The sequence below is a fragment of the Pontibacterium sinense genome, from assembly GCF_015209595.1.
Lineage (GTDB): Bacteria > Pseudomonadota > Gammaproteobacteria > Pseudomonadales > Balneatricaceae > Pontibacterium > Pontibacterium sinense.
In genome coordinates this window covers 139,156-154,161 of sequence record NZ_JADEYS010000004.1, presented here as the reverse complement: position 1 = coordinate 154,161, position 15,006 = coordinate 139,156, and the positions used below count along the sequence as shown (strand labels likewise).

Below are 15,006 nucleotides of genomic sequence, written 5' to 3'. Positions count from 1 at the left end.
GCGACAAGATCTAGCACCAGTCTTACCTATTTTGTCGCGGTCGGAGACCGCAGCAACAACATAATTCGATACCGTAATGCACAAAAAAACCGGCACTAGGCCGGCTAAAACTCACGAAGGTGGATTGCTTGGGTGATCTGGCTCAGACCCTCATGTGGGTAATTCTTCGTTATACAGCTCAGGCAGGTAGGTTTTAATCACCTCGCTGTCCTGCGCCCAGGTACGGCAGGTGTTTAACATCACCTGCGCGCCTAACTTCATGACATCCGCTTTTGCACTAGGCCAGAGGGTTTGCACGGCTGTGGTGGCGATCGGCATCAGCAGCTCACTCAGGTGTGTACAGCCCTGAACGCCGCCTAATAGTTCTTTACTCTGACGCTGCCATCCGGGACCAATTCGGGTGCCTTCCAGCTTTTTAAAGACGCCCACCACCCCCGGACACATCCTGAACGGCGAGGCATCGATATACGCTTCAACGCTGTGAATCAACAACGTCTGATCGACGGTGATCCGCAAACCGAGGTTATGAAACGGCTCACCGGCAGCAACATAACCACCGCGCTCGGGGTTATCGATGGGTTTGCTTTTCACATCCTGCATGTGGCCTTCGATATCCCAAAGACCATCTTCACGCTGATAACCGTTACAATTTACCGTGCGCTGATGCGCTATCACACGGCGAGCGGGTTTCGATAATGGCATCAGCTCACCTTGTCCAGATCATCCAGTGTTGGCATCGGTTCTTTCAGCATTCGGCGTAAGATTTTTCCGACATTAGACTTTGGCAGATCGTCAGCAAATTCGACGTATTTTGGCACTTTGTAACGGGTCAGACGCTCTTTACACCAGTCACGAATCTCTTCCCGTGTCAGGTCTGGTGTTTTCGCAACGACAAACAGTTTCACCGCCTCGCCACTTGCCGCATCTTCCACACCGACCGCTGCGCACTCGATCACATCAGGATGGGAGCTCACCACATCTTCCACTTCGTTGGGATAGACGTTAAAGCCAGACACAATGATCATATCCTTGGCACGGTCGACGATACGGAAGTAACCGTCAGCCTGCCGTACGGCAATATCTCCGGTCATAAAGTAACCATCCGGCGTGAAACATTCGCGGGTTTCGGACTCACGTTGCCAGTAGCCACGCATCACCTGAGGGCCTTTCACGCAGAGCTCTCCCGGTGCATCCACTGGCTGTTCTTCACCATCCTGAATAATCCGCACATCGGTGTGAATCATCGGACAACCGATGCTGCCGATCTGCACCGAAGCGGGTTCATTCATACAGACCGCAGGGGATGTTTCTGTCAGGCCATACCCTTCGATGATGGTGCACTGTGTAGTGTCTTTCCAAACATCCGCTGCCGCATGGGTCAGCGCCATGCCGCCTGAGATGGTAATTTTCAGGCTGCTGAAATCCAGAGCCTGAAAGGACTCTTTGTTACACAGAGCCACAAACAGCGTGTTCAAGCCGATAAAGGTGGAAGGTTTCCACTGCCCCAGCTCTTTAACAAAGCCGTCGATATCCCGTGGATTGGGGATCAGGACGGAGTGCCCGCCAGAGATCAGAACCGCCTGCGCAATCGTAAATGCATAGATGTGATACAGCGGTAACGGTGAGATTACCAACTCTTGCCAGCCCTCTCCGCTCTCTTTGATACGTTGCTGGCCTTGCAGCATATTGGACAGCAGGTTCGCGTGGGTCAGCATCGCCCCTTTAGACACACCGGTCGTGCCACCGGTGTACTGTAACGCGGCAATATCCGAAGGGCGGCGGCGCACCAGAACAGGCACATCGCCCACGTATTTAAGCAACGCTGTGCGCAGAGAGATCGCCCCTGGAAGATGGTATTTAGGCTCCATCTTTTTCAGATACTTCACCGCAGCATTCAGTAACGTGCGTTTTACAAAGCCATGCAGATCACCCACCTGGGTCACAAACAAGTGCTTCACATCGGTGTTGTGAATAATCTTATCCGCTTTGTGCGCCATGCTTTTATGGATGATCAGGGCTTTAGCACCGGAATCTTTGAACTGGTGCTCCATCTCCGAGGCGGTATACAACGGGTTGGTGTTCACCACCACCAGCCCCGCACGCATCGCACCGTAAAGTACGACCGGATACTGAATCAGGTTGGGCAGCTGAATCGCAATGCGATCTCCCGGCTGCAGATCGGTTTCCTGTTGCAAGTAAACCGCAAACGCGGCCGATAAACGATCCAGTTCCGTATAACTCAGTGTACGACCAAAACTGGTGAAGGCCGGTTGATCCGCATAGTGACCAACGGCATACGCCAATACATCAGGGATAGTCTGAAAACCCTGTGGATTAATATCCTCAGGGATGCTGTCCGCTGCAGGGATCTGCCCTTCCATCACAACCTCGCATGCTGTTATTTTTATTGTTACGGTGTTTTAAAACAGTCGTGTAGTGTAGCCGCTAAATCAATTAATTGACCGGAAACAGTACCGCCAGTTTCGTCGCAATCATGATGTCACCTTCAGCCTGAATACGGCCCGTCATAAAGGCTTGCATGCCATCGGTCTCACCGGACATCACCTCCTCCAGTGTTGTGCTGTCCATGTTCAGGGTCACAGTTGGGGTATCGTGCTCACCTTCTGCCACCTGACAATCACTCTCGGCTACAGTCACACTCCAGTGTGCATCACCATCGATCACGTACTGAAAGACAGCATCCGTATCCGCTGCAGCAGCTGGGTTAAAACGGGCTTTCATCTCGGTAAAAATTGCATTCAAATCGGCCATGGAACTGGTCCCCTTATTCTTAGTATTGCGGTAACGTTTGGCATTCAGTTTCAACAGACCACGCGTTAGTGCGCGGCCTGCTGAGGTATTTAAAAAGCGTCTTAGCGTTTTCATCAGAACTGGAAGTGTTCATCATCAAGTGACATCAGGTTGTCAGCACCTGACACCATGGTTGCCACCAGACCACGGGTACGTGGCAGGATTCGCTGGAAGTAGAAACGTGCAGTGGTCAGCTTCGCTTCGTAGAACGCTTTATCGCTGTCACTCTCGGCCAGCTTCTGCTGCGCTGTTTCAGCCATGCGTGCCCAGAAATACGCCAGCGTGACGTAACCGGAGTACATCAGATAATCCACGGAGGCCGCCCCCACTTCATCGCGGTTCTGCATCGCTTTCATACCCACCTGCATGGTCAGCTCGCCCCACTCTTTGTTCAGCGTCAGCAGCGGATCGGTAAACTCTTTCAGACCGGTATTGTCAGACTGTGCCTGACAGTATTTGTGGATAATTTTGGTGAAGCGTTTCAACGACTCACCCTGTGTCATCAAGACTTTACGTCCCAGCAGATCCAGCGCCTGAATCTGGGTGGTACCTTCATACAACATCGAGATACGGCTATCACGCACATTCTGCTCCATGCCCCACTCGGCGATATAGCCGTGTCCACCAAAGACCTGTAAGCCGTGGTTGGCAGACTCGAAGCCCACTTCAGTCAGAAAGGCTTTAGCGATCGGCGTCAGCAGTGCCAGCAAACCATCCGCTTCGGCACGTTCTTCAGGAGAGGCCTGATGAACTTTATCGACCAGCTGTGCGGTGTAATAGATCATTGCGCGACCACCCTCAGCAAACGCCTTCTGGGTCAGCAGCAATTTGCGCACTTCCGGATGCACAATGATGGGATCTGCCGCCTTATCCGGGCATTTAGCGCCGGTCAGGGAACGCATCTGCAGACGGTCTTTGGCATACGCCAGTGAGTTCTGAAAACCCCATTCAGCATGTGCCAGACCTTGCAGTGCAGTACCGATACGCGCGGTGTTCATAAAGGTGAACATGCAGTTCAGGCCTTTGTTTGGCGGGCCAATCAGGTAACCGGTGGCTTCATCGAAATTCATCACACAAGTGGAGTTACCGTGAATCCCCATCTTGTGTTCCAGAGAGCCACAGCTAACGCCGTTACGATCACCCACACCACCAGCGGCAGGCATAAATTTCGGTACGATAAACAGAGAGATACCCTTAGTGCCTTCCGGTGCATCCGGCAGGCGGGCCAGTACGATATGTACGATGTTGTCTGCCATATCGTGCTCACCGGCAGAGATAAAGATTTTGGTACCGCTGATGCGGTAGCTGCCATCGTCGTTTGGCTCAGCCTTGGTACGCAACATACCCAAATCCGTACCGCAGTGAGGTTCGGTCAGGCACATCGTGCCGGTCCATTCGCCGGAAACCAACTTGGTCAGATAGGTTTCTTTCTGGTCCTGAGTGCCGTGTGCTTCGATGGTATTCATCGCACCGTGGCTCAACCCCGGATACATGCTCCACGACCAGTTCGCCGTGCCTACCATCTCATTCAGCACAATCCCCAGTGACTCGGGCAAACCCTGACCGCCCCACTCGGGATCATGGGCCAGTGACGGCCAGCCACCTTCAACAAATTGCTGATACGCATCGCGAAAACCTTCAGGAGTGGTCACACCCTCTTCGCTCCACTGGCAGCCTTGCTGGTCGCCAATCTGATTCAGCGGAGAGAGTACTCGCTCAGAAAACTTAGCTCCCTCTTCCATGATGGCCGCAACCATATCCGGTGTCGCTTCTTCGCAGCCGGGCAGGTTCTGATAGTGTGCATTCAGCTCCAGCACTTCATTCAGAACAAAACTCATATCACGTAAAGGTGCCTTATATTCCGGCATAACAAATCCCTCAATTCCTATTATTTTTCTGTCAGCCCCGGCCTGGGGATGCCCGATAAATCGATACAGGCTGACTGCCTTTTATTTAATAACAGGATGGTTCAAAGCCCTTAATCCGCCAATAACAAAAGCCACCAGTTTTAATGACAAAAATTACCACCACATCTAAAAACAACATTAACACACTGAATAAAAAGAACTTTTATACAGAAATATCAAGGCTATTTTTATGACAAGTTATGAATAAAAGACACGTTCAGGTAGACGAAACAGAGATACTGTTCACTTAGGAAAGCAGCCTTGATGGGGCTAAAACAGACAGTCACATGTGCTAAGTATGTGACGAGGCGTACAGGCGAGATCGGAACAAGTGCCACAGGTCTTATACAGACCTGTGGCAGCATCGGGTGGTTTAGCTTACAGCGGTATCCACTTCCTTAATCAGTGGTTTCAACGGTTCACTTAGCCCCGCCCGCAATACCAGAATATCGGTATTCAGCCGGTCCAATATCCGCTCAGCGGTATTACCCAGTAATGCTGCGGACATACCCCGTCGCGCATGCGTACCAATGACCACCAGCGACGCATCGATCTCCTTGCTGACGTTAGGAATCCAATGCTCGGGCGGCCCTTCGCCGATGTGTAGCTGATCAACCGTCAGATTCATATCACTCAGCACTTTCTCTGCACAACGCTGTGCGCGCTGGTCGATCAGCACCTGCGATTGCATTTCAGGCTCTGCCCCCTGCATCGCCGGAGGTGTTGCGATCACTGCATGCAGCGGCACGTCCAGTGCCCGCGCAATGAAACCTGCCAACATCAGGATGCCCTGATTATTCGCACGTAATGCGGGGTTATGGGTCGTCGTATTCACTGCCGCCAGAATCCGGCCATGTGCCCAGTGATGATCATGTTTCACCAGCAACACCGGACAGGGAGTATTACGTAGCAACTTCCAGTCTCTGGGGGCCAATAGCTTGCGGCTACTGTGGCGTGGATCACACCCTTTCACCAACAGGGCGAAGTGATCTTGCTTCCAGCGTTTACACACCGCATCAATCAGATCGTCAGTCACCACCTCCTGCGTGAAGCGGATCTCGGTTTTGGCCAAGGCATCCATATCCGCTTCGATACCACTCCAGGGAGTCGACTTCCCCACCCAGATTAGCTCCAGATCACAGACCATACGCTCCGCAATCAGCAGCGCCCGATGTAAAGCATTACGGCTCTGCGGACCACTATCCAGCACCACCAAAATACGTTTACTGAACAACATGAACTGGCTCCTTCTTTTTGCTATGCAGCAAACACGCTAACGCTGGCAGCAATATCAATGCGCCGAGCATATTCCAGATAAACATAAAGGTGAGTAACACGCCCATATCCGCCTGAAAACGGATCGGTGAGAACACCCAAAGCACAACACCAATCGCCAGGGTCAGTCCGGTAAAGGCCACCGACTTACCGGTACTTTTCAGGGTTTCAAGATAGGCATCAGACAGGCTGTAACCTTGCACCAGATAGGTATTAAGCTTGGAATAGATATAGATGCCGTAATCGACACCGATCCCCACCCCAAGCGCGATCACCGGCAGTGTCGCCACTTTTACACCAATACCCAACTGGGCCATCAGCGCCTGACACAGCAGTGATGTCAGCGCGAGCGGTGCGATGATGCAAAATACGGTTTTTATAGAACGGAAGGTCAGCAAACAGAGCAGACTCACCACCCCGTACACCCAGAACAGCATCTCGTATTGGGCCACGCTGATCACTTCGTTGGTCGCGGCTTCAAACCCCGCATTACCCGCCGCCATCAGGAATTGAATCTGCTCGGAGTTATGTTCACTGGCGAACACTTCAATTGCCTCCGTGACCCGCAGTAAGGTATCGGCCCGATGATCATCCAGAAAGATAATGACAGGCAGTAGTGAACAACTGGCATTCATCAATCCCGCAGGCACATACGCCAGCGACGCATTGATCACCATCTGATTGCGACTCACTGAACGCCACTTCAGGCTGCCTTCATTCAGGCCCGCCGTGACACGCTCTGAAACATCTGCCAGAGAAATACTGCTCTGCACACCCGCCACGTTTTTCAGGCTGTGCTGAAATTGATCCACCAACGTCAACGTCTCAAAGCTACTGCACTGCTCCTCGCCCGTTTTCACCATCACCACAAAGGTATCGCTGGAGGTAGAGTAGTTCTCCGTAATGAATTTGTTGTCCAAATTATATCGGGAGTCAGCGCGTAGCTCGGGTGCCCCCGTGTCCAGATCACCAATCTTCAGATCGCTGCTGAGCACAAAGCCAACCACCGCCAACCCACCCGCAACCATCAGGGCGGTCGCGGCACCACGGCGGCAAGTGAATACGGTCAGCACTGACCAATAACTGTGCTCACGATCAAAACTGTTGCGCGCTCGATTAATCGCACGCTGCCCCACCCCGGCATAGGACATGAGCACCGGCAGCAATAGCAGGTTGGTCAGAATGATCACCGCCACGCCAACAGACGCAGCCACCGCCAGATCCTGGATCACCTCAATCTCGATCACTCGCAGCGTAACAAACCCAATGCCATCCGATAGCAACGCGATCAGGCCGGGTATAAAAATGGCACGAAACGCACGCTGTGCTGCCAACCGACGATCTGCACCTTGTGCAGACTCCAGCGTAATCGTATTTACGATCTGCACACCGTGACTAACCGCAATGGCAAACACCAAAAACGGCACCAGCATTGAATAGGGGTCCAGCCCATAACCCAGAAGATTCAACAGACCCAGCTGCCAGATAACGGCAACAACTGAGCAGGCCAACGGAATCAGTGTGCCCATTACACTGCCTGAATAGAGGTAAAGCAGGACCAAGGTCACCACAAAAGCGATGGCAAAGAACAGCGCAACCTGGGTTGCACCGTCGATCAGATCACCGACGATTTTGGCAAAACCTGTGATATGAACCGCAATACCTGCACGTTCATACTTATCGCGAATCAGCGCTTCCAGCTGATGGGAGAACTGCTGATAGTCGAGCTTTTCGCCGGTCTGCGGGTGACGGTCAAACAGTGGCACCTGAATAATGGCGGACTTGAAATCGTTAGCGACCAAGCGGCCGACCTGCCCCGAGCGCAGGATATTGATCCGTACTTGTTCCAGACTGTCTGGCGAACCATCATAGGTTTGCGGAATCACCGGACCACCGACAAATCCCTCTTCAGTAACTTCAGTCCAGCGAACATTGGGCGTCCAGATCGATTTCAGTGCCGAGCGATCCACACCGGGAATAAAGAACACTTCATCGGTCACCTGTCTGAGGGTGTCCTGAAATTCAGCAGAAAATATATCGCCTTCTGTCGCCTCAACAGAGATACGTACGCTGTTGCCCAAACCTGCGAGATCATCACGATACTGAAGGAAATTATTCACATAGGGGTGATCGGACGGGATCATTTTGACAAAGCTGGCATCCGGCCGTATCTGACTGGCTTGCCAGATCAATCCCAATGTCAGCAAGGCAAACAGGCCAACAACCAAGCCTCGGCGGAAGAACAGAAAGCGCTCCAGCAACTGCTCGCTGGTTTTAATGGGTGTGAGTAATAAACGGGTCATGTTCATCAGGAACGACCTCCCTGATCTGAAGGCACTGTGGCCTGTGTCACGTTTGCATCCAGTGGTACACGCGTCACTCCCGCCTCACCCACTAATATAAGTTGCTGTCCGAGCACGACACCCGATGAAAAGCTGGTCCGTGTGGATGCAGCAAGGGGCACAAATGCGGTGTCCTGTTGCTGAAGTAACAACCCGCCCTGCCCCAGCAAAATCAGCTGTCCGTGTGAATCGGTGACGGCAGCATTGATACTACTGGTCGTTGAGACCTTGATCGGTGTCCAGCCTGTACCAGAATCTGAGCGAAACAGATGTCCGCGCAAGCCCATCAGATAGAGCCCCTTAGACTCCTGCATCGCAAAGAAAGACCCTTCATAAGGCGACTCGATAACCTGCCATGCGGTGTGCTGCTCATCACTTTTGATCAGCAACCCGGCCTCCCCCGCGAGAAACAACGAACCATCTGTTGTTGCCTGAATGGCATTCAGATGAAAACGATCAGGGTTTGGAATCAGATGATCCATGCTCTGCCAGCTCTGACCGCCGTCTCTGGTCTGTAATAGCATCCCATAAGCCCCGGCGATATAACCCAGATCCCGATTGGCAAACCATACGTCCAACAGCGGCGTACTGGCACCGTCTTCAGCAGCAAACTGCGCATCTTCCAGTGCATACTCCAGCGTCTCTCTATCGGTGCCTTCAAGCTCAGACGATTGATCCAATCCGGCGAGTGCCTGCTCCAGCGTTTCGATGCGGTTCTGATTAATGCCTTCACCGTCTATCTGCAGATGCCAGCTTTCACCGCCATCTTCGGTGCGCAATACAACACCATCATGCCCAACGGCCCAACCGTTCTGATCATCCACAAAGTTCACCGCCGTCAGTAGCACGCTGGAAGGTACCTTGGCCTGGCGCCAGCTGTACCCGGCATCGTCGGACAACAACACCGCACCTTGCTCTCCCACCGCGACCAGACGGGAGCCTGCCAAAGCGATATCCAGCAGCAATACGTTACTGGCAACGATTTGATCGGTACGGGTATGAAGTACTAACGACGGGCGTTCCAGACGATCTCCGGAAGCGGCCAATGCAGGAAACGAGAAAACGATGCCAGATAACAGGCAGCATATGGTCAACAGAATGGATGTTGAGCTTTTGTTCATAGGGGACCCGATTATTATATTTGTTTCGGTAATCACGCTTTGCCTCGTCCAAATCGATGCTCATTCCGAATTGAGACGTTCTATCAGCTGCTTCGCCAATACAAATAGCTGTCCATAGAAAATGGGCAATCAAAGCTGTTACAGCAGTGTCATGGATCAGGCTGTTAACAGCAATAACATTTCAACGCAGGTTTAATGACATAAATCGTTATCACCTGTGAAGATCAAGAATCAGTGGCTTATAAGGAAAGACCACATATCTCATAGATAGTGACTAATCTGTTCAGTCTGGCCTCAAGAACAATAAGATCAGGGGCGATCTATACAACCACCCCTGCAATCAGATTCAGATCGCTGCCGCCAGACGCGTCCCTTGATCAATGGCACGCTTAGCATCCAGCTCGGCCGCTACATCCGCACCACCAATCAGGTGAATGGGTTTACTGCTGATCTGATCAGCCAGTGTACGGTTGGGTTCCTGCCCCGCACAGACCACCACGTTATCCACCGCCAGCACTTCAGGCTCACCACCCACCAGCATGTGCAAACCCTCATCATCAACCTTCAGGTATTCACACTTGCTGAGCATATGAACACCTTTCTTTGCCAGATCGATGCGGTGAACCCAACCCGTCGTTTTACCCAACTGGGCGCCGACCTTGCTCGCTTTACGCTGCATCAAATAAACTTCACGTGCCGCCGGTTCAAACGACTTTTCAACACCTTCAACACCACCCCGTGCCTGCAGAGACATATCGATCCCCCATTCGGTCATAAAGGCTTCGATGTTCTGGCTGGTTGACTGGCCCTGATGAATCAGTACTTCGCTGATATCAAAGCCGATACCCCCGGCACCAATCACAGCCACTTTTTGTCCAACCTCGGCACCGCGCATCACATCCAGATAGTTCAGCACTTTAGGGTGATCGATCCCTTCAATTTCCGGGGTACGCGGGGTGATACCGGTCGCCATCACAACCTCATCGAAATCACCCTGCTCCAGCGCTTCGGCACTGACAAACTCACCCAGCTTCAGCTCCACACCTGTCAGCTCAACCTGACGCGCGAAGTAGCGCAACGTTTCGTAAAACTCCTCTTTGCCCGGAATCCGTTTGGCCACGTTAAACTGCCCACCGATTTCAGACTGCGCGTCAAACAGGGTGACCTGATGACCGCGCTTTGCAGCTGTTGTGGCAAATGCCAACCCCGCCGGCCCTGCACCCACTACCGCGAATTTCTTGGTTTCATTGGCTGGGCTGATCAGCAGCTCGGTTTCATGACACGCACGAGGATTCACCAGACAGCTGGTCAATTTACCTGCGAAGATATGGTCCAGACACGCCTGATTGCAACCGATGCAGGTATTGATCTCATCGGCCCGGGATTCTTCCGCTTTAACCACAAACTCCGGGTCAGCCAGAAACGGACGCGCCATCGACACCATATCGGCGTCACCTCTCGCCAGCACATCTTCTGCCACCTGCGGCATATTGATACGGTTAGAGGTGATCAACGGAATACTCAGCTCAGCACGCACCCGTGCGGTAACCCAGGTAAATGCCGCGCGCGGCACCTTAGTGGCAATGGTAGGAATACGCGCTTCATGCCAGCCAATACCGGTGTTGATAATGGTGGCACCGGCCTGCTCAATGGCTTTACCCAGTTGCACGATCTCCTCAAACGAGCTGCCGCCCTCCACCAGATCCAGCATCGAAAGACGATAGATAATGATGAACTGTTCGCCGACCGCTTCCCGTACACGGCGCACAATCTCAACCGCAAACTGGATACGCTGCTCGTACTCACCGCCCCACTGATCATCGCGGTCATTAGTGCGCGTGGCGATAAACTGGTTGATCAGATAACCTTCCGATCCCATGATCTCAACGCCATCGTAGCCGGACTCTTTCGCCAGACAGGCACAGCGTACAAAATCCTGCATCTGCTGCTCGATCTGGTCTTCACTCAGCGGCTTGGGAGGAAACGGGTTGATCGGTGCTTTAATCGCCGATGGCGATACCAACTGGGGGCTATAGGCATAACGTCCGGTGTGCAGAATCTGCATGCAGATCTTACTCCCCGCTTCGTGCACGGCATCCGTCACCACCCGATGTTTAACCACATCCTCATTACTGGTCATCATGGCGGAACCCTGATGCACTACACCCTCTTCATTGGGTGCGATCCCCCCGGTGACGATCATTGCCACGCCACCGCGCGCGCGTTCAGCATAGAATTCCGCCATACGTTCAAACCCGTTCGGACGCTCTTCCAGTCCAAGATGCATGGACCCCATCAGGATACGGTTTTTTAACGTGGTAAACCCCAGATCCAGCGGTTGAAACAGATTCGGGTAGTTCGGGTGGGTAGTGTTCATCTCAATGATCCTTTGGATTCTTATTTTATCGGCTCAGGCTTAAATCAAGGGTTCAGGCTTACGTCAGTGGCTCAGTGACTGGACGCAGACCTTCATAGTCAGGTGTGGTCTTCCCCATCTTAGCGGTGAAGGTTTGTATCATATCGGTCGGCTGGAACATCCCGGCCTGCCAAGTCGCCATCATCGTCAGGCTATCCGCCACACTGTGATCACGCGCATAGTTCATCATCTGTTTAGTGCCGGTGACAGCCAGCGGAGAACGCTCGGCGATCTGCTGCGCGATCTGCATCACCTCTGCCAGCATGCTGTCCTGATCGTCATACACACGATTCACAAAACCACACTGCAGCGCTTCAGCCGCGGGCATCTTACGGGCGGTATAGGCCAGTTCGCGTGCCAAACCGGGTGCAATTAGACGTGGCATACGCTGCAATGTACCCAGATCAGCAGCCAATCCCAATTCAGTTTCTTTCACCTGAAAGAACGCATCCGCCGTGCAGTAACGCATGTCGGCCGCGCAAACCATATCCACAGCACCGCCAATACAACCACCCTGGATGGCCGTGATCACGGGCATCCGCACCTCTTCCAGCACGTTAAAGCAGGCTTGTAGCTGCTGCACCAGACGGCGCATGCCTTCAGCCTGCCGACCCCGTTCTCCCTGAAACAGCGTTGGATTCGGATTACTAAAGACCTCCAGATCCATACCCGCGCTAAAGTGCTTTCCGGTTGAACTGATCACGATAACCCGCGCGTCAGCCGCTTCATCAATACTTCGGATGGCAGCGGGTAGATCACGCCAGAACGCCTGATCCATCGAGTTGTAGGCATCCGGTCGATTCAACTGTAAATGCGCGATATGCCCTTCCAGGGACAGGCTGAAGTTGGCGTAACTCATAGATAATCCTCACTTAGGTCTTCCGATGATCGATCAGTTTTCGAGCAGATCACAGACTCACGATACTGTTCAGATAGCTGCAAACTAACCCATCTTGACACCGTCAAGTTATAACTCAATGTTGACGCTGTCAAGATGCGTTGCTAGATTTCGCCCTATGACTCAGGACAAGAAGACTTATCATCACGGTGATCTACGCCAATCACTGCTTCAGGCAGCGACCGATATTATTCGCGAGGGCGGTGTGGATTCGCTGTCCATGCGCAAACTGGCTGACAACGTAGGCGTCTCACGTACCGCGCCCTACCACCACTTCAAAGACAAAAACGAACTGCTCTGCGCCATAGCCGAAATGGGTTTTAGTGACCATATCCACGCGGTCAGTGAGCTGCCGCAACAACATGCTGATCTGGATAAACGGGAACTGTTCGAGCTGTATGTATTGAGCTACATCCGCTTCGCGGATAACAACCCGGAAACCTACGACCTGATGTTTGGTAAAGAAATCTGGAAGCTGGGCAAACCGACCGAGTCGTTAAAAACGATCTCCAAACGCTGTTTTCAGCACTGGCTGGAATGGATTGAAACCTTGCAGGCACAGAAAATTCTAACAGACCAGCACCCGACATTGCGGGTTGCGCAAGCGAGCTGGGCGACACTGCATGGACTTTGCCGACTGCTCAACGACGGCATCTATGTGAACAAGAATGATCTGGAAGAGATGGGACGGACAGCGGCTGCGATGCTATTGGCGCAAAACCGAGTAGATTAGGTATAGTGCCGGACAATTCTAGCCGTCAGGCCGGTCACCAGCGTGTAAGGGATGGTATCGCAATATCCGGCGACCTCGTTGATGGATAGGTTCTCACCCCAGAGTTCGACGCTAGCACCGATCCCCGCAGAGGGGATATCAGTCAGGTCTACGGTCATCATATCCATGGAGACACGACCGATTATCTGCGTGCGTTCCCCATTTACCATCACCGGCGTACCGTTTTTAGCCTGTCGTGGATAGCCATCGCCATAACCCATAGCCACGGTTCCTACACGGGTTACTCTGTCTGCAGTCCAGCTCGCACCGTAGCCCACGCTTTCACCGCGTTGAATCTCCCGAATCGCAATGACCTCAGATAACAAACTCATCGCCGGTTTAAGCTGGGCAGCGTGTGTCTGATCAATATCGAAGGGAGAGATACCATAAAGCATGACACCGGGACGTAACCAATCACCTTTTGCTTCCGGCCAGCCTAGTGTTGCTGGGGAATTGGATAAACTATGCGGGGCCTGAATTCCCTGAACAGTTTGCTGGAAACATTGGATCTGTTGGTGTGTCGCAGGGGAACCCAGCTCATCCGCACAGGCGAAGTGGGTCATCAACACAATCTCGCCGATATGAGGCAGCGCGCGCAAACGCTCATAGGCGGAACGAAATTCTGTCGCGGGAATGCCCAGACGGTGCATCCCGGAATCCATCTTTAACCAGACGTTGATCGGGGCGGAGGGAGTGAAACGGGACAACGCATCAATCTGATGCGCGCTGTGCACAACACTCCATAAACCGTGCTGGTCGATCAAGGGCAGTTCAGATGGATCGAAGAAACCTTCAAGCAACGTCACCGGTACTTTCACACCGGCCTCACGCAAAACCATCGCCTCCTCAATCGAGGCAACACCAAACGCATCGGCTTCCGGCTCAAGCATACGCGCCACAGCAACTGCACCGTGGCCGTAAGCATCCGCTTTCACCACGGCGACAGCATTTGTCGTTGGATGCAGCGATTTCGCCAGCCGATAGTTGTGACGAATCGCGTCCAGCCGAACGATTGCCCGTGCTTTGCGACTCAAAGGTTTCTCCGGTAAGCGGCGAAAATTACTCGCCGATCACCATGATCGCTTCAACTTCGATGTCTGCTTCTTTAGGCAGCTGCTTAACAGCGTACGCAGCACGAGCCGGGTAAGGCTCTGCGAAGTAGCGGGACATCACTTCGTTAACAGTTCCGAAGTATTTCAGATCAGACAGCAGGATGGTGACTTTAACCACGTCAGCCAGCGTACCGCCGGATGCTTCAGCAATCGCATTCAGGTTCTGGAAAACGCGCTCAGCCTGAGCTTCAAACGATTCGGTAACCATCTCCATAGTTTCTGGTACCAATGGGATCTGGCCGGAGATGTATACAGTGTTACCCGCTTTCACTGCCTGTGAGTAAGTACCGATTGCTGATGGGGCATTTTCAGTGCTGATGATGCTTTTGTTCATGATTGTTCCTTCAAGACT

Annotated in this window: 12 protein-coding genes; 1 reads left to right on the top strand and 11 read right to left on the bottom strand. The window is 52.7% G+C overall.

The annotated features are described in order from the left end of the window. Window positions 1-150: 150 nt before the first annotated feature. The 9 genes from IOQ59_RS05675 to IOQ59_RS05635 form a co-directional block, all read right to left on the bottom strand. On the bottom strand, window positions 151-702 hold the full coding sequence (locus tag IOQ59_RS05675) for a DUF2889 domain-containing protein (protein ID WP_193952304.1): 552 nt from the start codon (window positions 700-702) through the stop codon (window positions 151-153). After that, window positions 702-2,381 (bottom strand): AMP-binding protein, encoded by a 1,680-nt coding sequence (locus IOQ59_RS05670; RefSeq protein WP_193952303.1) that lies wholly within the window; start codon window positions 2,379-2,381, stop codon window positions 702-704. Before IOQ59_RS05670 ends, IOQ59_RS05675 begins: the two co-directional genes overlap by 1 nt. A gap of 73 nt (window positions 2,382-2,454) precedes the next feature. Continuing rightward, window positions 2,455-2,772: an SCP2 sterol-binding domain-containing protein gene (locus IOQ59_RS05665; RefSeq protein WP_193952302.1), complete on the bottom strand. Its 318-nt coding sequence runs from the start codon at window positions 2,770-2,772 to the stop codon at window positions 2,455-2,457. 113 nt (window positions 2,773-2,885) lie between these two features. Then, entirely contained in the window at window positions 2,886-4,679 is a 1,794-nt protein-coding gene (locus IOQ59_RS05660) for an acyl-CoA dehydrogenase C-terminal domain-containing protein (RefSeq protein WP_193952301.1), read from the bottom strand. A 412-nt stretch (window positions 4,680-5,091) separates the two neighbouring features. Further along, window positions 5,092-5,955, bottom strand: coding sequence for a universal stress protein (locus IOQ59_RS05655; RefSeq protein ID WP_193952300.1), 864 nt, complete (start codon window positions 5,953-5,955; stop codon window positions 5,092-5,094). Further along, window positions 5,942-8,302 carry an efflux RND transporter permease subunit gene (locus IOQ59_RS05650; protein WP_193952299.1) on the bottom strand — a complete coding sequence of 787 codons (2,361 nt, stop codon included), beginning with the start codon at window positions 8,300-8,302 and terminating at the stop codon, window positions 5,942-5,944. Before IOQ59_RS05650 ends, IOQ59_RS05655 begins: the two co-directional genes overlap by 14 nt. Next, window positions 8,302-9,456, bottom strand: coding sequence for a WD40/YVTN/BNR-like repeat-containing protein (locus IOQ59_RS05645; protein WP_193952298.1), 1,155 nt, complete (start codon window positions 9,454-9,456; stop codon window positions 8,302-8,304). Before IOQ59_RS05645 ends, IOQ59_RS05650 begins: the two co-directional genes overlap by 1 nt. Before the next feature lie 346 nt (window positions 9,457-9,802). Next, window positions 9,803-11,833, bottom strand: coding sequence for an NADPH-dependent 2,4-dienoyl-CoA reductase (locus tag IOQ59_RS05640; protein WP_193952297.1), 2,031 nt, complete (start codon window positions 11,831-11,833; stop codon window positions 9,803-9,805). Between the two features lie 58 nt (window positions 11,834-11,891). Continuing rightward, window positions 11,892-12,731: a crotonase/enoyl-CoA hydratase family protein gene (locus tag IOQ59_RS05635; protein WP_193952296.1), complete on the bottom strand. Its 840-nt coding sequence runs from the start codon at window positions 12,729-12,731 to the stop codon at window positions 11,892-11,894. A gap of 157 nt (window positions 12,732-12,888) precedes the next feature. On the opposite strand from IOQ59_RS05635, the gene IOQ59_RS05630 reads away from it, so the two are divergent. Next, window positions 12,889-13,503, top strand: coding sequence for a TetR/AcrR family transcriptional regulator (locus IOQ59_RS05630; RefSeq protein WP_193952295.1), 615 nt, complete (start codon window positions 12,889-12,891; stop codon window positions 13,501-13,503). On the opposite strand, the gene alr is transcribed toward IOQ59_RS05630, so the two are convergent. Together alr and IOQ59_RS05620 are read right to left on the bottom strand one after the other, a co-directional pair. Then, window positions 13,500-14,576, bottom strand: a complete 1,077-nt coding sequence (gene alr, locus IOQ59_RS05625; RefSeq protein WP_193952294.1) for an alanine racemase — start codon at window positions 14,574-14,576, stop codon at window positions 13,500-13,502. The two genes, IOQ59_RS05630 and alr, sit on opposite strands and share 4 nt — an antisense overlap. Window positions 14,577-14,601: 25 nt before the next feature. Continuing rightward, on the bottom strand, window positions 14,602-14,991 hold the full coding sequence (locus IOQ59_RS05620) for a RidA family protein (RefSeq protein WP_371871831.1): 390 nt from the start codon (window positions 14,989-14,991) through the stop codon (window positions 14,602-14,604). Window positions 14,992-15,006: the final 15 nt, after the last annotated feature.